The sequence below is a fragment of the Collinsella sp. AM31-2AC genome, from assembly GCF_003469285.1.
Lineage (GTDB): Bacteria > Actinomycetota > Coriobacteriia > Coriobacteriales > Coriobacteriaceae > Collinsella > Collinsella aerofaciens_AT.
On sequence record NZ_QSJB01000007.1, the window covers coordinates 37,876 to 56,129 of the forward strand.

Annotated in this window: 11 protein-coding genes; all 11 read left to right on the forward strand. The window is 58.9% G+C overall.

What is annotated here, in order from left to right; all coding sequences use genetic code 11:
* Window positions 1-227: 227 nt before the first annotated feature.
* The 11 genes from moaA to DW796_RS04450 all read left to right on the forward strand — a co-directional run bounded on the left by moaA (window position 228) and on the right by DW796_RS04450 (window position 18,164).
* The gene (gene moaA, locus DW796_RS04400; protein WP_233539665.1) at window positions 228-1,283 is read left to right on the forward strand and encodes a GTP 3',8-cyclase MoaA; all 1,056 of its coding nucleotides are present in this window, start codon (window positions 228-230) and stop codon (window positions 1,281-1,283) included.
* Between the two features lie 4 nt (window positions 1,284-1,287).
* Window positions 1,288-2,589 (forward strand): molybdopterin-guanine dinucleotide biosynthesis protein B, encoded by a 1,302-nt coding sequence (gene mobB, locus DW796_RS10760; protein ID WP_118094377.1) that lies wholly within the window; start codon window positions 1,288-1,290, stop codon window positions 2,587-2,589.
* A gap of 242 nt (window positions 2,590-2,831) precedes the next feature.
* On the forward strand, window positions 2,832-3,416 hold the full coding sequence (locus DW796_RS04410) for a histidine phosphatase family protein (RefSeq protein WP_117563640.1): 585 nt from the start codon (window positions 2,832-2,834) through the stop codon (window positions 3,414-3,416).
* 248 nt (window positions 3,417-3,664) lie between these two features.
* On the forward strand, window positions 3,665-4,510 hold the full coding sequence (locus DW796_RS04415) for a PRD domain-containing protein (RefSeq protein ID WP_117563639.1): 846 nt from the start codon (window positions 3,665-3,667) through the stop codon (window positions 4,508-4,510).
* Window positions 4,511-4,628: 118 nt separating this feature from the next.
* Entirely contained in the window at window positions 4,629-6,068 is a 1,440-nt protein-coding gene (locus tag DW796_RS04420; protein ID WP_118094378.1) for a PTS transporter subunit EIIC, read from the forward strand.
* Window positions 6,069-6,717: 649 nt separating this feature from the next.
* A complete protein-coding gene (locus tag DW796_RS04425) occupies window positions 6,718-8,166 on the forward strand; it encodes a glycoside hydrolase family 1 protein (protein ID WP_117563637.1) in 1,449 nt (482 codons plus the stop codon).
* Window positions 8,167-8,402: 236 nt separating this feature from the next.
* Window positions 8,403-9,683, forward strand: coding sequence for an MFS transporter (locus DW796_RS04430; RefSeq protein WP_158567684.1), 1,281 nt, complete (start codon window positions 8,403-8,405; stop codon window positions 9,681-9,683).
* Window positions 9,684-9,893: 210 nt separating this feature from the next.
* Complete coding sequence (locus tag DW796_RS04435; protein WP_118094380.1) at window positions 9,894-10,715, forward strand: HAD family hydrolase; 822 nt, start codon at window positions 9,894-9,896, stop codon at window positions 10,713-10,715.
* A gap of 538 nt (window positions 10,716-11,253) precedes the next feature.
* The gene (locus DW796_RS04440; protein ID WP_118094381.1) at window positions 11,254-14,694 is read left to right on the forward strand and encodes a Spy0128 family protein; all 3,441 of its coding nucleotides are present in this window, start codon (window positions 11,254-11,256) and stop codon (window positions 14,692-14,694) included.
* A complete protein-coding gene (locus tag DW796_RS04445; RefSeq protein ID WP_158567685.1) occupies window positions 14,687-16,345 on the forward strand; it encodes a SpaA isopeptide-forming pilin-related protein in 1,659 nt (552 codons plus the stop codon). The genes DW796_RS04440 and DW796_RS04445 overlap by 8 nt, the downstream gene beginning before the upstream one ends.
* Window positions 16,346-16,463: 118 nt before the next feature.
* Window positions 16,464-18,164, forward strand: a complete 1,701-nt coding sequence (locus tag DW796_RS04450; RefSeq protein WP_118094383.1) for an isopeptide-forming domain-containing fimbrial protein — start codon at window positions 16,464-16,466, stop codon at window positions 18,162-18,164.
* The last annotated feature ends 90 nt before the right edge of the window (window positions 18,165-18,254 follow it).

Genomic DNA, 18,254 nt, shown 5'->3' on the forward strand with positions numbered 1-18,254 from the left:
TGGTCTTTCTACGGGGTGCCGCGGGCAGGCAAACCATCACAACATTCGACGTTTTTTGCCAAAAACGGGAAAAGCATCGAATGTTGTGATGGTTTGTATGCTGAGGATGGGCTTGGAAAGTCCGTTTTGCTCGAAGCGACCTGTCCTGTCGTACGGGTGTCGGCATGATTCTCCCGTGGGGTATTATGTTTTCCGAAGAATAAAACGCCGCGTGAGGGGAGGGCTGCGTGGACGGGCACGTGCAACATGACGGCTTTGGTCGCGATATCAATTACCTGCGCATTGCCGTTACCGACAAGTGCAATTTCCGCTGCATTTACTGCATGCCGGCCGATGGCGTGGCACCCCGCGCGCACGACGAGCTGCTCAGTGCCGAGGAAATCGCCCGCTTTGTGCGCTTGGTGGCGGGGGAGGGCATTCGCCGCGTACGCCTGACGGGCGGCGAGCCGCTGGTCAGCCGCCGTATCATTCCGCTCATTCGCGACATCCGCGCGATTCCGCAGATCGAGGACATCTCGCTTACCACCAATGGCGCCCTGCTGCCCAAGCTGGCACCGCAGCTCAAAGATGCCGGCCTTAACCGCGTCAACATCTCGCTCGACACGCTCGACCCTACGCTGTTTGGAAAGATTACGCGCCTGGGTCGGCTCGAGCAGACCATGGCTGGCATCGACGCGGCGCTGGCCTGGGGCTTTGAGCCCGTTAAGGTCAACTGCGTTGTGGTGCGCCGGCTCAACCAAGATGTGGCGGCCCTCGCGCGGCTCACGCTCGACCGTCCCATCCACCTGCGCTTTATCGAATACATGCCCATTGGCGACGAACACACGAGCTCGCATTGCGCTGTGGACCCGCATGCGCCCACGCTCAATCCCGAGTTGTGGGACGCGAGCGATACCGTGCCGAGCGACGAGCTACGGGCGCGCATCAATGCCGGGGCCGCCGCGACGGGGCTGGGCGAGCTCGGGCCGCTCGACATCAACGACGCTCCTGCCGGCGCGGGCCCTGCGCGCTATTGGCATTTTCCGGGCGCGGCGGGAACGGTCGGCTTTATCAGCGCCATGTCCAACCATTTTTGTGCGAATTGCAACCGTCTGCGCCTGACGGCCGATGGCAACGTGCGTCCGTGCCTGTTCAGCGATGCCGAGTATTCGGTGCGCGACGCCCTGCGCCGTGGTGATGATATGCAGGTACTTTCGATTTGGCGCGATGCCGTGGCCCACAAACCGCAGGAACACGCGATAATTGAGGGCACGCAACGATTTATGTCCCAAATCGGAGGATGATCATATGGCCAAGAGCAGGTACGCCGATGCCACCAAGGCCGCTCGCAGGGCCGCGATGTCTGCCCATAAAGCCACGGCTGCTGCCAGCAACACCGCTGGGTCCGCGGCGGTACAGCCGTCCGCCGGCACTGCTGCCGAGCCCGCCCGCGACACCCGCCGCGACGAGCTGACGCACGTGGATGCCAAGGGCGAGGTGCGCATGGTTGACGTGTCCGACAAGGCCGAGACCCATCGCATTGCCATCGCCGAGGGCACGATTCTTATGCACCCCGAGACGCAGGCCATGGTGCTGCAGGATGGCGCTAAAAAGGGCGACGTGCTCGCTTGCGCACGCGTTGCGGGCATCATGGCCATCAAACGTACGAGTGACATCATCCCCATGTGCCATCCGTTGCTCATTACCAAGAGTAAGTGCGATATCGAGCCTATCGCGCCGGCGGGGACGCCTGCCGAGGACGTGCCCGAGGGCTGGGCGCCGCCGCGCGCGGACGGGCAGGTTGGCTTTCATGTGTTGGTCACGGCGGGCGTGACGGGCAAGACGGGTATTGAGATGGAGGCCCTGACCGGCGCGAGTGCCGCGTGCCTCACGATCTATGACATGTGCAAGGCCGTCGATCGTGGCATGGAGATCGTCGACGTTCGCCTGCTGCACAAGGAGGGTGGCCGCTCGGGCGTGTGGGATCGTGCCGAGCGTCAGGCCGCTACTGTTGAGGCCGCCGGCGCCGACGGTAACGCTCCCACAAGCGCGCCTGCCGCCGTCGCGCCCGCAGCTCCGACACCGGCCGTCCCCGCGATCGCGTTTATCGGCTACCAAAACTCGGGCAAGACCACGCTCGTCGAGAAGGTTATCGCCGAGCTCACCCGCCGCGGCCTGCGCGTGGGTTCGCTCAAGCATCATGGGCATCACGGTTTTGATATCGATGTGCCCGCTAAGGACACCTGGCGCCATCACCAAGCCGGATCCAAGCACGTGGGCCTCATCTGCGCCACGCGCTGGGCGGAGTACGCTGACACGCGCGAGGAGGACGAGATGCCCGCGCGCGAGCTGCTGTCGCGTTACAACGATGTCGACGTGGTGATCATCGAGGGCTACAAGACCGAGGGCTTCGACAACATCGTGGTAGCGCGCTCCGGTGTCGACCGTCTGCGCGGCAAGAGCTCGCTCGACCTGGTCGACGGTCACACGCTGGCGCTTGCCTGCAACGAAGCCCTGGCGCGCCAGGCCTTCGACGCCGGCTTCGCGACCCGAGCCATCAACATCAACGACGCCCGAGCCATTTGCGATCTCATCCAAGACCACCTTTAAGGCTTGACGCTGCGCCGGCCCCAAGCACCCCATCTCGCCCCTCAAGCCGTCGCTCGCGTACCAAAGTACGCGTCGCTCCTCTTTCGGGGCGACCTGGGGCACTTGGAACCGGCTCGCTGCGCTGCCATAACATGCCAAAAAGGGACAGGCATCTTTGTGGTGGTTTTTGCAAAAAAGCTTTGACTTAAAGTTAGCTCAAGGTGTCATAATCGCTGACAAACGATTGCGATCACGGAGGCCTCATGTCAAAACTGTACTTTATGCGTCACGGTCAAACGCTCTTTAACTTGCTTCGTCGCAAGCAGGGCTGGTGTGACTCGCCGCTCACCGAGCTGGGAATCGAGCAGGCTAAAACTGTCGGTGCGACCCTGCGAGGGCGTGGCCTTACGTTTGACCATGCGTACAGTTCGACGTCCGAGCGTGCGTGCGACACGCTTGAGCTTGCGTTCCCCGGTCAGCCTTACGAGCGCGTCAAGGGCCTTAAGGAGTGGAACTTTGGCAAATTTGAGGGCGCGAGCGAGGATTTGAATCCGCGCCTGCCGTACGGCGATTTTTACAAGCAGTATGACGGCGAGGGCGAAGTCGAGTTTCGCGAGCGTATGATGGCGACCATCACCGAGTTCATGCAGCGCCCTGGACATGAGAGCGTGTTGTGCGTGAGCCATGGCGCCGCAGCGGCTCAGGTCATGCGCGGCGTGGGCGTGGAGCCGCTCAAGATGAAGCACCGCATTGGCAACTGCTGTGTGCTCGAACTCGACTTTGATGCTACTACCGGCACATTTGCTCTTGCAGATTTGTACAACCCCTACGGCACCCCGCGCGAGTAACATCGGGGCATCAGCCAAAACCACCACAAAGGGGCCAGGCACCTTTGTGGTGGTTTTGCCGTTTACAGGCGATTTCCTACCGTTCAGCGGACTTTCGCACCAATGGGGCTTACGCTGCATGCAAGTTTCATCCTACAATCGCCCACGTGCTCACAAGTTTATTACTCCTCGGGAGGCATCACTTGCGCATAATAGAAGACGAGGAATATCGCCCCGTCGTCTAGCGCCGATGTCCGAGGAGTTTTTTCATGCTCATTTTAAAGAAGATCAACAATAACGTTGCTCTCGCCGCCAGCGATGACGGCCGAGAGGTTGTTGTCTTTGGCAAGGGCATCGGTTTTCACGAGATGCCCTACGAGCTTGCCGATGAGTCGCTCATCCAGCGCAAATTCTATAACGTTCCCGAGAGCCTGCAGGATATGGTCGGCACACTTCCCGACGACGTTCTGCTCGCGGCAAGCGACATTGCCTGCTTCGCATCCCAGCAGCTTGGTTGCAAGCTGTCCGGTGGCCTGCCCTTTATCCTGGCAGATCACCTGCAGTTTGCCGTTCAGCGCGACGACGACCAGATCAGCGCTCCCAACCCGCTCGAGCATGAGGTGGCTTTCATCTACCCGCGTGAGCTCGAAATCGGTCAGGCCGCGCTCGCCATCGTGCAAAAGCACACCGGCGCCAAGCTGGGTCAGAACGAGGCCACGAGCATCGCGCTCCACATCGTTAACGCCGAGGTCGACGGCATGGGCCGCGCCAAGGACATGGACTTCATCATGAAGAGCACCCGCGTGCTTGATGAGGTAACCCATTCCGTGGAAAAGCAGCTCGGCTGCTCGCTCGACACGGCGTCGTACTGCTACATTCGCTTTCTTGCGCACCTGCGCTTTTTGGTTCGCCGCCTTGTTAAGGGCAGCTGCACGCAGACCGAGAACTCCTCACTGTTTATGCAGGCCGCCCGCGATTTTCCCGAGGCCTACCAGTGTGCGTACGCCATCAACCGCGTGTTCGAGAAAGAGTTCAAGCAGAGCTGCTCGGACGAGGAGCTCTTGTATCTGATGATGCATATCAACCGTCTGCGATCGGCTTCGCAGACCGAGTGAGTAAAGCCGCCAGCCCGGCGGCAATCGCAACAATTCTTTTTGGTTTCTAACTGCGGGCAAGGTACCGGCTCGCGGTAGGGGATATTTTTGTCGAAATTTGGAAAAGAGAGGACAGATCATGGCAGGTAAATACGACGATCTTGCTGCCCAGATCGTAGAGCTGGTTGGCGGCAAGTCCAACGTCAAATGCGTCGCACACTGCATTACCCGTGTTCGTTTTAAGCTCAAGGACGAGTCGAAGGCCAATGACGAGGCAATCTCCGAGCTGCCCAACGTCATCAAGGTCATGCACGCCAACGGCCAGTACCAGGTTGTTGTGGGCAACATCGTCGAGGACGTCTACGACGCCGTTCTCAAGGCCGGCGGTTTTAGCGACGGCGGCGCCGTCGACGCCGATGACGACGATGCCGCTCCCAAGGGCGTTACCGATGTGATCATCGACCTCATCTCGGGCATCTTCGCCCCCATGCTCGGCACCTTCGCCGCTGCCGGTATCATGAAGGGCCTGCTGGCGCTCGCTACCTTCCTGGTCCCGAGCTTTGCCAACGACGGCGCCTACACGCTGCTCTACACCGTCGCTGACGGCATGTTCTACTTCCTGCCCGTGGTGCTTGGCTTTACCGCGGCCAAGAAGTTCAAGATGAGCGAGTTCAACGGCATGGCCATCGCCTTTGCCCTGGTGTATCCCACCATGGTTGCCCTGACCTCGGGCGAGGTTGTCGGCTCCGTCGAGCTCGGCTTTGCTGGCACCTTCTCTTGGTACACCACGTTCCTGGGCCTGCCGCTCATCATGCCTGCCTCGGGTTACACCAGCTCCGTTATCCCCATCCTGCTCATGGTCTGGTTTGGCTCCACCCTCGAGCACTGGGTTAAGAAGTGGATGCCCGCTTCTATGAAGATGTTCTTCACCCCGCTGATCGTCGTCACCGTTACCGTCACCCTTGGCTATCTGGTCATTGGCCCCATCGCCACGCTCATCACCAACCTGCTTGGTGAGTTCTTCGCGCTGCTGTTTGGCCTGCCCATGATCGGCTCCCTCCTGGGCTGCACCCTCGTCGGTGCCTTCTGGATGTGCCTGGTCATCTTTGGCTTCCACTGGTCGCTCGTGCCCATCGCGCTGGTCAACCTGTCCACTCTGGGCCACGACTACATCCTGGGCTCCGTTATCGCCCACTCCTTCTCGCTGGGCGCCGTGCTCTTCGCCATGTATCTCAAGAACAAGGACGAGAAGTTCCGCGGTATCGCGCTGCCGGCCATGATCTCCGCCTTCTTCTTTGGTGTCACCGAGCCCGCTATCTACGGTGTCGCCCTGCCCGATAAGAAGGCCTTCATCAACGCCAGCATCGGTTCTGCTGTGGGCGGCCTCATCATTGGTCTCTCCGGCGCCGTGGTGTACATGTCCGGTGGTCTGGGCGTCTTCAACTGGCTGTCCTTCATCGACCCCTCCGGTGTTAACGGCATCAACCACATGATCTGGGCTATCGTTGCCTCTTTCGTGAGTGCCGCCGTGGGCTTTGCGATCGAGTTTGCCACCTACAAGCCCGAGGCTGCCAAGTAGCCCAAACGACAAAGACTCGGTACCAAGCCGGCGGGGGGAGCGCCCCGCCGGTTTTTTTCAAAGGGGCTAGATGCCATGCGCTCGTCCGAGCGACTGCCCAAAATCAAAACCATGCCGGATTACGGGGCTGAAACGGTGAGTGCTGACCATACCCCGTTTTTCCGTAAACTGACAAGCCTCCTACCTGCGGTTTTGTCCTTGCCGTTTCTGGCATGCTCAAGGGGCACTGGTTCTGCCCCGTAAACCGGCATGGTTTTGAACCTGCCAATAAGGGACAGGTTTATTTTGGTCGGTTTTATCTGGGCAAACGTCGTCTCCGTCAGCTCCGTCCGCATATCTTAAGCCGGCATAGTTTCGATGGGTCGGTCCGTGCGCGTCCCGCAACATGCCTCGCCACGAAACCGGCCTATCTACTACGTTTAAGTGGTAGGGGCCAACCACACGGTGGTTTTTCGAAAACCGCCAAGCCGTCTACCTGCGGTTTTATTTTTGACAATTGCGGCGTGGTCGGGGGTTCACGACCAAACGTAGTAGATGGGCCGGTTTCGTGGCGGCCGACTCAACGCGAACTCCGATCGGGACGCAAATTACCTCGTGGACGCCGCTTCGGCGTCCACGCAACATCCCAACACGTACGAAAGGAGCCAACATGGCTTTTCCCGATGGATTTCTGTGGGGCGGTGCCACTGCCGCCAATCAGTGCGAAGGCGGATACAACGAGGACGGCAAGGGCCTCGGCGTTCCCGACATCATGACCGGCGGCACGGTCTCCGAGCCGCGCCACATTACCGACGGCATTCTGCCCCAGTACCACTATCCCAGCCACGAGGCCGTGGACATGTACCATCACTATCTCGACGACATCAAGCTTTTTGGCGAGATGGGCTTTAAGTGCTACCGCATGTCCATCAACTGGAGCCGTATCTTCCCCAACGGCGACGAGGCCGAGCCCAACCAGGCCGGCATCGAGTTCTACCGCCGTGTGTTCCAGGCCTGTCAGGAGCAGGGCATCGAGCCCATGGTCACCCTTAGCCACTATGAGCTGCCTTATGGTCTGTCCAAAAACTACGGAGGCTGGAAGAACCCCAAGCTCATCGATTTCTACCTCAACTACGCCCGCACCGTCATGACCGAGTACAAGGGCCTGGTGCGCTACTGGCTCACCTTTAACGAAATCAATTGCCTGCTCATGGGCGGCTTTGGCGGCGTGATGGGCGGCGGCATGGTGCCCGAGGCAACCGACACGCCCATGGCCTTTGGCGACTGCGACTGGGACGACCCGCAGGCGCGCTTCGATGCCCTGCACCATCAGTTCCTGGCGAGCGCCAAGTGCGTCACCATGGGCCATCAGATCGATCCCCAGAACAAGATCGGCTGCATGATCGCCGGCAACGCCTGCTACCCGCACACGTGCAATCCGGCAGACGTTCTGGCCGCACAAAAGCAGCAGCGCGAGATGAACTTCTACTGCGGCGACGTGCAGGTGCGCGGTGCGTATCCCTCGTGGGCGCCCAGCGTGTGGCGCCGCGAAGGCGTGCACGTGGAGGTTTCGCCCGAGGACGCCGCCACGCTGGCCGCCGGCAAGGTCGACTTCTACAGCTTTAGCTACTACATGAGCGCCACGGCCACGGCTGACCCGGTGCTGCTGGAGCAGGGCAACATCTTTGGTGGCGCCGGCAACGAGTACCTCAAGAAGAGCGATTGGGGTTGGGCGATCGACCCCGAGGGCCTGCGTTACTACCTGGAGGAGGTCTACGACCGCTACCAGGTGCCGCTGATGATCGTCGAGAACGGCCTGGGCGCGGTGGACGAGGTCGAGGCGGACGGTGCGATTCACGACGGCTACCGCATCGATTACCTGCGCGAGCATATCAAGCAGATGGAGATTGCCATCGAGGACGGCGTGGACCTGATGGGCTACACCATGTGGGGCTGCATCGATTTGGTGAGCGCCTCGACCGGCGAGATGAAGAAGCGCTACGGCTTCATCTACGTCGACAAGGACAACGACGGCAACGGCACGCTCGCCCGCAGCCGCAAGGACAGCTTCTTCTGGTACAAGAAGGTCATCGCCACCAACGGCGCCGACCTGGCCTAGCCAAGTCTCAACCAGCGTAAACGTCGCAACCACCACAAAGGGGCCAGGCACCTTTGTGGTGGTTTTTGTTTTAGTAGATGTGTGGGACATGCCTTACAATCTACCAAGTAGTTCATGACGGACGGAAAACGGAGAGAAGGGGCTCGATGTGTCCTTAATGTTTCATGCGGATAGATTGATTTGACAGACGGTGGCGAATGCCCACCGCCCGTATTCGTATGAAACAAGGAGTCTCCATGCTCGCCTCTCTTTTCTCAAAACCTCAATCATCGCTGTCCGTGCAGGCCAAGCGCCTGGTGGCAATGCGCTTCCTCATCTACACCGGGTTTCAGACCAGTTATTTTATCGGCGTCATCGGAACGCTTACCTATGCGGACGATGCCTCAGTCGTCGCGACATCGCTGGCCGTCCTGTTCATGAACGTTTTCGTGATCCTGGGATCCTTTGCGGGTGGCGCGGCACTCGACGCCTGGGGCCCGCGCCGTCATTTCTTGCTGAGCATCGTCGGCACGCTTATAACCGGCACGGCAATCATTGCCTTTGGTGATGCGACCGGCATTGTCCTGCTCGGCGCGGTGCTCCTAGGCTTTACGATGGGATTTGCCCAACCCATCGCCACATCTTATCCGGCCTACCTCACCGACGACCCCGCCGAACTCAAAGACATCAATTCCGCCATCGCCATGTTCTCAAACGTGAGCATTATCGTTGGACCCACGCTGGGCGGCTTTGTCGCGGCGGCTGCATCGTCGCGCGCGGTGTTCGTGCTCATGATGCTCTTTACCGTGTTGGCGTTCGTCGTCAGTTGGGGCTTTAGGCCGCAGGCCAGCCATGTCGCCGGACATGTGGATGCCGATTCGGCAGAGGAAGGGGAGCGTGCGGGACAAAGCTCCAACCCCAGCATATCCTCCCGCGTCACCTTCGCGACCAGCATCAAGACGGTCTTTACCAACAGCGTTCTTGCCCTGCTGTTTTGTATCATTTTTCTTTCGAACTTTGGCTACGGGGCCTTCGATCCGCTCGAGTCGTTTTTCTATCGCGATGTCCTGCACGTCGGCGTTGAGTGGATGGGCTGGCTTTCGTCGGCCTGCGGTGTGGGCGCGGTGCTGGGTGCCGTGCTCGCGCTCCGCTTGCCGCCGCACCTGGTCAACCTTAAAACGCTGCTCGTGGCGCTCATGTCCGTGGGCCTGGGAAGTCTGCTCTATGTGGGGACGCCGTACGTGGGCGTGGCCCTCGTCGGCCAGATCGCCCTGGGCATTGCTTGGGGTGTCGTCAACCCGCTCCACAACACCATTGTGCAAACGACGGCTCCGCTCGAGCAGCTTGGTCGCGTCAATTCGGTCATGGGCTTTGGCAATATGTTCGCTGGCGTGGCCCCTCTGGCAATTGCCCCGTGGCTGGCGGCAACATTTGGCGTACAACGGACACTCGTGGGGGCAGGCATGGTCGTGACGGCGGTCCCTGCGGCGTTGCTGCTGTTTGGACGCGATCACTTGGATCGTGCCGTAAAGCGGTAAGAAACCATCACAATATTCGGTAAAAATCTCGATTTTGCCGAAAAACATCGAATGTTGTGATGGTTTGGCCCGTAGACGTCGCAACCACCACAAAGGGGCCAGGCACCTTTGTGGTGGTTTTGCACCAAAGCGCCCCGTGCGCGCCTTGGTATACCATGTACGCCGCTTACGAATGCACCCCACACCGCCGCGCTACCCAGAAAGGCCCTCATGGACACCACCTTCAGCCACATCAAAGCCGTGTTCTGCGATATCGACGGTACGCTGCTCACGAGCCAGCACACGGTGTCCCCGCGCACCGTGGCGGCGATCCGCGCCCTGCGCGAGCGCGGCGTGCTCTTTGGCCTGTGCACCGGGCGCGACGCCCATGCGACCGAGGCCATGTACAAGCTCTGGGCCATCGAAGGCTTGGTAGACGTGCTGGTGGGCTGTGGCGGCGCCGAGGTCATCGACCGCGCGCACGACATCAACGAGCTGAGCTATCCACTGCCGGGCGAGACTATCGCGCGCATCTGCAAGCACATGGCGGACCTTCCGGCAACGCCCGTCTGCCCCCGAGACGGCGTGTTCTACGTGCCCGAGAGCAACGCGTGCGTCGAGCACCTGTCGCGCGTCGACGGCGTGCCCTACCAGGTGGTCGACTTTGCCGAGTTTTTGCGCGAGCCACAGCCCAAGGTGATGTTTGCCATGGCGCCCGAGGTAATGCCGCGGGTGATTGAGCGGGCGTCGACGTTTGCCGACGACACCGTTAAGGCGGCGGCTCTGCAAACCACGCAGCGGCTCTACGAGTTCATGGATCCGCGCGTGTCCAAGACGCGCGGCCTTGTGCGCGTGGCGGAGCTCAACGACATGGAGCTCCAGAACATCTGCGTGTTTGGAGATGCCGATAACGACACCTGCATGGTGGCTGACGCCGGCGTGGGTGTGGCCATGGCAAATGGCAGCGAGGCCACCCGCTCCGCCGCCGACTTTGTAACCGCCAGCAACGACAAAGACGGCATCGCGATCTTTATCGAGGAACATCTTCTGTAGCGCCTGGGGGCAACCACAAAGAGGGCAGAGCGCCTTTGTGGTGGTTTTCCAAGCGTTCCAACAGTCGATTGTTGGAACGCTTTTTTGTAGCGAGGAGATTTGCAGCCGGTAACATGCGATGTCATTCAAGTGTCGATGTATGAACATGTCGGCATACGCTGGTTGTGCAGTAATTGACCAATTAGCTCAAAGCTAATATTTGCAGGTAGATATACTGCCATTCATGGCGCAATTTTGACCGTTCACAGATTGAGCGGGTTAAAACAAAATGTTGTACAAACAATGGTAAAGTGTCATTTATCTAGATTTGCTAACGAGTTTACCAGCATCTTTCCGAAATTTAACCCTCGAAAAACAATGCATAGTTTGAATAATTGTCAAGAAGTTAAGGCAACGCGAAGTAAAATTGACATTGTTAGGCTTGCGTTGTTTAAACAAAGAATAGTAATATGCATATCGAGCGCGAGCAATTATAGGTTGCGCGCCCAAGTTTGATGGTGAAAGAGCAAGATCGCGGTCTCTTGGGGAGGAGACATCGATGAAAGCGAATTCGGACAAATCTAAGCAGAGTAATAAAGCGACGCGCCGTGTACTGGCAGGCGTTTTGTGCGGAGCCTCCGTGTTGAGCCTGGTACTGTCGCTCGTCATGCCTCCGATCTCGCAGGCCATCGCCAACGATGCCCAGACGGTTTCTACCGAGGAAACTGTGATGGGGGGGGGTTCCTCAACTGAGTCTACTGATGTAGACAACACTACTGGCAGGGATGCCGAGAACCAGAATAGTGACGAGACCGAGGGCGACGAAGCTGGCGACGATGCCCAGCTTGGGGGACAGTCCGAGGAAGAGCAGCAGAACGAGGGCACAACGACTTCGGATGGTGAAACCGGTGTTACGGCTGCGGAAAACGAGCAGGCTGAAACGGCATCCGATGAGATGATAGATAGCGCGAGTATGCTGAAAGATAAGCTGGAGAATGCGAAAGGCACTGCCAACTTTCAGCTTACGAAAGATATTGATACCAGCACGATAATTCAGCTCGGGCAAAAAGACAGCAAAATCACGCTGGATCTAAACGGCCATAAGATTAAGCATACGAGTTCAAATCAGCCTCTGTTCAATATCACCGGCGGTGCGACGCTGACCGTCAAGGACGGCCAGCAAGCTGCCGCAAAAGAGATCCCGGCTAATCAAGAAAACAAATGTGGCAATCTCGCTTCAATGGAGTACGGCGATTCTAACATCCCGACCAAGCTTACCTATTACGTAACCGAATCGGTCGCAAGCGGAACCGTTACAAACGAAACTCTTAAAGCGTATGAGGCTGATATCAAGGGTGCCATTGTGGCTTGCAGCGATACCAAAGCTGCTGGGTTAAGGCTCGTCAACCTTTTCAATGGCGGCCACTTTAATCTTGAAAGCGGCGTGCTCACGCAAAAGAAAGATGGCCAAATCGGCAACCTCATCTATGCCGAGAACGGCTCTACTGTCAACATGAGCGGCGGATACGTTTGCGGCGCTTTCGGCTCGGGTGACGGCGCGGGTATTATGGTATCCAACGAGAAAGGCGTCGCCTCGACCCTTAAACTGACTGGCGGCGTCATTGCCGGCAACAGCGCTAATAGTGGCGGTGGTGTGTATGCCCGTTATTCCGAGGTCGCCATAACTAATGGCATAATCTCCGGTAATAGCACACTCGGCGCGGGACTCGGTGGCGGCATTATGGCCGTGGGCGGCATCGTGACCGTTTCTGGTGGCTATATCACGAATAATAGAATGGCTAAATCTTGCGGCCACGATGGCAACGGTGACCATGGCGGCGCTGGGCTTGCTGCCAATAACGGCGCCCATGTCACCATTTCCGATGGCCAGATTACTGGCAACTATTCCGAGGAAGCTGGCGGTGGCGTTTACGTTACCGATGTTGGTCGACAAGACTGGTCTCGCAAGGATACGGCTTGGCTCAACATTACGGGAGGAACAATTGCCTCTAATGTGAGCTTCCGATCTGAGGGCGCTGGTATCCGCGTTGGCCAGATGGTCGACGCGATGATTAACGGCACTCCAGACAGCAACGGCACTCCAGGCAGAAAAGTCTACATCACTAACAACTACTGCATGTCTCGCTTTGACTGGGGCGGTGGCGGTATCTTCGTCCAGGGAAACTCAGACCAAGGCAAGGAATATACTGCTGGTAGGCTATTCATATATAACTCGTACATTAGCGCCAATGAAGCTGGCGGCTACGGCGGTGGCGTTGCAGTCTGCCCGACGGGCAAGACGTTGGTAACGAACACTAAGGGCACGGCAATCTTTGGCAATAAGTCTGCTGGCGCTGAGTATGATAACGATGACCATAACAGTAAACCTTACGACAAAGATAACAATTCCGGCAATGACGTTACGCCCCATCTTTCAGGTGGTGGTAGTGGCAAGAATCAAGATAAAGATGCATACAGATCGAAGGTGTTTCGCGATAGGGGTCATGCCGATTTCTTCCTTGCGGCAGCGGCTGGCCATCAGGAACCGCTTGCGGCAGTAATCGGCAAGATGCTCGGCGACGGAGACGCCAAGTATTCTGGAAGCAAAGAATGCAGTGATACCAAAGAACTCAGTGAGCCTATCGATATCCCTGCCAATGGCGGCGTGAAGATTTATCGGAGCGTCGGTCTGTCTTCGGCTGTCACAGCTGGAAGTGCTGAAGCGAATAAAGCGCAGGAAGCTGCCGGAACTTTCATCACGGGCAACTATTCCTGGGACCATGGCGGCGGCATCATGTCGAATGGCGACTTGTACCTAGGCGTGCCTGCGGATACGTACGTCTATCCGAGCCTCAAGCTCAAGGCGACCAAGAAGCTGGAAGGCCGCAAGCTCAATGATGGGGAGTTCTCCTTTACGGTGTATCGCAAGGATTCAGACGACCCTTTGGCTGGCACGACAGCTGGCACGACATTCAATCGCGACGTTTGCACCGAGGTTGGAACAGCAGCAAATGATGCAGAAGGCAGCATTACGTTTGACCTTGGTGAACAATTCGCATCGAGTGGCGCGGGTAACGAAATCACATACTACTTGGTCGAAGATCCCGGTGGTGATTCTGGCATCACGTACGACTCCAGCGTGTATAAGATTGTGGTGACGGCCGAAGATACCAAGACCTTGCTCATGTCTGTTCCGAGTAAAGAAAACTCAAGCCAACTGAAGGATCTTTACATCCATAACTACACGATTAAAAACGTCGGTGTAACCAAGTACGAATTCCGCGAGTCGTCTGGGAAGTGGGAGAACGTAAAAGCGAGGAGCAAGGTGCAGAAGAGTGGAGACTATTATCCAATTATCTGTGAGGGTGACTCCACGACTTTCACTAACAAGTTCACTCCGTACGACTCGAAGGGCTCCTGGACGCCTATGGCGACTAAGGTCGTTGAGGGTGGCGAGATGAAGGAGTTCACGCTCCAGCTTGCGACCGACACAGATTTTACGGATATCGTTAGCAGCAAGTCCACCACTGCCGACGGCGACAAGTCCCAGACCCTGAGCTTCGACAAGATTGATTACAAACTCGATCAACTCGACCAGCTCGCGTCTGGCCCCACTGGCCGTGGTGCTTCCAAGACCTTCACGTACTACGTGCGCGAGAAAGACGACGGTTCGCTGTTCTCGCACTATACGTACGACAAGTCGGTCTATCAGATTACGGTTAACGCGACTGACGACTCTAACCACCATATCGACGTCACTGCGACCTACAAGCAGATTCAGGATCGTGATGGCAATGAAGTGACCACTGACACGCCCCACGACCTCACCGGCAAGTCCACTCCCACCTTCACCAACACCTACTCCACCTCTTTGCCCCTTTCTGGTATGTCGGGCGTCACTCTGACGTACCTTGCCGGCGCGGCGGTGCTTTGCGCTGCTGCGGCCTGGATGCACATTCGTCGCAAGGCGAATGCGAAGGGAGGCGAGCGTCGTGAATAAGAAAGTTTGCTCCTTCCCGATCTTGTTTGCGCTGCTTGCCCTCCTGATCGGCATCTGCGCGGTTGTGTTCCCCGCATCCGCGCAGGCCGCGCCGACCTCGACCGGTTCCATCACGGTGAGCGGTACCGTGGCGAGCAGCTACGACGCCTACCAGATTTTTAGCGCCAACGTCGTCGACGGCGACAGCGACGCCAAGATCGCCACCGAGCTCGCCTGGGCAAGCGACGCCGCGCGCGACGCCGTCCTGCCCGTGCTGCACAGCGCCGGTATGCCCAATTCCCAGACCACCGCGCAGGAAGCTGCCGAGTGGCTCAACACCGATTCCCACCTTACGAGCGCGCTGAGCGCACAGCTCGCTCGTTCCCTCCAGAGCTCTGGCGCCGTGACCGTGACTCTTAACGCGGGCACGGCGGCCGAGCTGCCCTGCGGCTACTGGCTCATCGTCGCCGACGACGACGCCATCGCCCAGGGCGAGGCCGGCACCGCGCCGATCATGGCCCTGGTCGGCGGCGGCGCCGTCACCGTCAAGCCCAAGGCGGCGACCCCCAAGGTCGCCAAGCACGTGCTGGAGGACAGCGCCGCCGCATGGCAGAAGGCCGCCGATGCCACGGTCGCCGACGACCTGTACTGGCGCCTCTCGGCCACGGTTCCCGCGGGCCTTTCCGCCTATGACACCTACGCGGTGCAGTTCGTCGACACCATGGGCGCGGGGCTCGACCCCTCCAAGGTCGCCGCGAGCATGCGCGTGTACGCGGCGGCGGGCGCGGACGGCGGCTTTGGTGCGGTCCAGACCGGCAAGGACGGCCGCGCCGGCACCGAGCCCGCGAAGGGTTGGACCGACATCACGGCCCAGTGCGCCACCAAGGTAGCGGCGGACGGCAAGACCTTCACCGTGCGCACCGGCGACCTGGTCGCCGTGCTCGGCGGGGCCGACGCCTTTACCGCGGGCGCCCGCGTGGTCGCCGTGTACAACGCGCCGCTCAACAGCGCGTGCAACCACGGCATCGCGAAGGGCAACCCCAACGAGGTCTACCTGCGCTACCCGCGCTCTCCCTTTGCCGACCAGTCCGGCGACGCCGGCTTCACCCGCACGCCGAGCGACGATGCGTGCGCCTACACCTGGGATCTCGCGCTCACCAAGCGCGGCAGCGACGGCGACAAGCCGCTTGCCGGGGCGGTCCTGAGCATCGCCGACGACCGCGGCCGTACGCTGGCGGCCGATGGCACGTGGGATGCGGAGGGCAAGGCCACCGTCACCACGGGCGAGGACGGCCGCGTGACCGTCTCGGGCGTGGACTCGGGCAAGCTGGAGGTCCGCGAGCTCAAGGCGCCCAAGGGCTACACCGCCTTCGAGGGCACGCGCTGCGTGACGGTCAAGGCCGAGAGCCTGGATGTCGACCAGGTGGCGGCCGCCAAGCCTAAGGTGACCGTATCGGCCGAAAGCCCTCTGCGAGTTGATGCCGCCGATGCCGGGAAGGGTTTAGTCGAGTTGTCGGTGCTTAACACCCCAAGTAACGAAGTGAGTCGAGGCTTTATGCCCTCGACGGGAGATAGAACGTTGGTGTTGGTAACGGCTTTGGCCGTCATCGGAGTAGTGGCTATTGTCGTCGCGCTCGTCATCAAGCGGGGAGGAGGTCGCCATGATAAATAATTGCCCCCCCTTGCTCAGTGGCGTACTACCTCCGTAGCGATTAGAGCGCAGGGAAATGAGCCTGCTGACTTTTGGTGATGACGAGAATTAAAGCAACCTCCAAGAAAGAGATCCCAACATGAAAACAACCAAGAACATCGCACGCCTGGCAGTAACCGCCGGCCTCACCGCAGCCCTGAGCTTCGGCGGAGTGATGGCACCGGTCACGATGGCGTTTGCCGAGGGCACGACGACTGCGAACGGCTCGGTGACCATTGCGAACGTTGAGGGCAACCATACCGAATTCGATGGCTATCAGATTTTTAAGGCTGATGTTGCGACAGTCGAAGGTAAGACGGTTGTGAGTAATATCACCTGGGCAAACGGTAGCGTGAAGGCGGCTGTCGAGGGTGTCATTAAGAATGAGGAGCCGACTTACAAGGGCAAGACCGCCCAGGACGCTGCAGACTGGATCACGAGTAAGGTGACGGGAACCAACGATGCATATTGCGTTGGCCCCGACAACATTGCTTATAAGATTGCCGCTGCTGTGGACGATCTTACTGACAAAAAGACAACGAGTGCTGGTGTTGCCTCCGGTCTAGAGCACGGTTACTGGCTCTTTGTGACCGATGCCGGCACCATCGGAGACGGCGAGGCGGGCACGTCTCCCATCTTCACTGTCGTGGGAAGCACGCCCGTTAACGTCAACGAGAAAACGGGCATCCCTACCGTTGAGAAGAAAATCGTGAGCGATGCCGACGGCAAGGAGCACGATGCCGCCGATTCCCAGATCGGCCAGGACGTGACGTACAACCTCTACGGCACCGTCGCCGAGAACTTCGACAAGTACGACACGTATTTCTACGAGTTTTCCGACCAGATCTCCAAGGGTCTGACGCTGCAGACGGGCGCTAAGATCTACCTGTATAAGAACAGGTCTGATGCGAGGGGTGATCTCACCCGCGCGAAGGGCACGGATATCACTGCGTATTTCAAGGAGGAAACGCCCGCCGAGGCTGCCGAAGACGGCAGCAAGACGACGACGTGGACCTGCGATAACCTGAAGAAGGTCAGTGACGTCACTAAGGACTCCTACATCGTCGTCTCCTATAAGGCGCAAATCAACAAGGATGCGGTCGTCGCGGGCACCGAGGGTAACGAGAACGCCGTGACGCTCAACTACTCCAATAACCCCATGACCAGCGAGCGCGGCGAGACCAAGCCTGACACGGTCAAGGATTACACCTACGGTCTCAAGATCAATAAGGTCGACCTGGGTACCGAGGCAGCCCTCGACGGTGCCGAGTTCACCATTCAGGCCACTGGAGCGGACGACGGCGCATCCAAGAGTTTGTATGTCCAGAAGGATGGTTCTCTTGGTTCTGATCCCTGGAAATTCGTGACTGCCAACGGCGGTGTCATCAAGGTCACCGGACTCGACGCCGGCACCTATACCGTCACGGAGGTTTCTGCCCCCTCTGGTTACGCTAAGGTCGACCCCTTCACCTTCGAGATCAAGCCGAGCATGAATGCCGATGATCCGGGTGCTGGTCTTACTGAGCTCACTGGAGTACTTACGACTGGCCAGAACGACAAGGTTATCGCCGGCCTCACCGATGGCGACTCCGGCGATAACAAGCTGACGTTGAAGTCTGGCTCGGAGAAGACGGACGGCATCTTCAACATCACCGTTGGCGATACCAAGCAGGTTGGCCTCCCGCTCACCGGTCTCAATGGCGTGACCTTCACGTGGATCGCTGGTGGCGCGGTGCTGTGCATCGGCGTGGCGCACCTCATCCGCAGCCGTAAGCAGGCTGAGGAGTCCGAGCAGGAGTAACGCTCGCTCACCCATCCCTTTGGCAGGTGGGATGTGATGGCCATGAGACTTGCGGACACTTTTCTCGTTCATCCACGTTCTTGCTTTGCC

What these genes read in the sequence shown, in the direction of transcription:
- DW796_RS04450 (WP_118094383.1), top strand. Translation starts at nt 16,464, where the DNA reads ATGAAAACAACCAAGAACATCGCACGCCTGGCAGTAACCGCCGGCCTC.
- mobB (WP_118094377.1), top strand. Translation starts at nt 1,288, where the DNA reads ATGGCCAAGAGCAGGTACGCCGATGCCACCAAGGCCGCTCGCAGGGCC.
- DW796_RS04435 (WP_118094380.1), top strand. Translation starts at nt 9,894, where the DNA reads ATGGACACCACCTTCAGCCACATCAAAGCCGTGTTCTGCGATATCGAC.
- DW796_RS04425 (WP_117563637.1), top strand. Translation starts at nt 6,718, where the DNA reads ATGGCTTTTCCCGATGGATTTCTGTGGGGCGGTGCCACTGCCGCCAAT.
- DW796_RS04415 (WP_117563639.1), top strand. Translation starts at nt 3,665, where the DNA reads ATGCTCATTTTAAAGAAGATCAACAATAACGTTGCTCTCGCCGCCAGC.
- DW796_RS04420 (WP_118094378.1), top strand. Translation starts at nt 4,629, where the DNA reads ATGGCAGGTAAATACGACGATCTTGCTGCCCAGATCGTAGAGCTGGTT.
- DW796_RS04440 (WP_118094381.1), top strand. Translation starts at nt 11,254, where the DNA reads ATGAAAGCGAATTCGGACAAATCTAAGCAGAGTAATAAAGCGACGCGC.
- DW796_RS04410 (WP_117563640.1), top strand. Translation starts at nt 2,832, where the DNA reads ATGTCAAAACTGTACTTTATGCGTCACGGTCAAACGCTCTTTAACTTG.
- DW796_RS04430 (WP_158567684.1), top strand. Translation starts at nt 8,403, where the DNA reads ATGCTCGCCTCTCTTTTCTCAAAACCTCAATCATCGCTGTCCGTGCAG.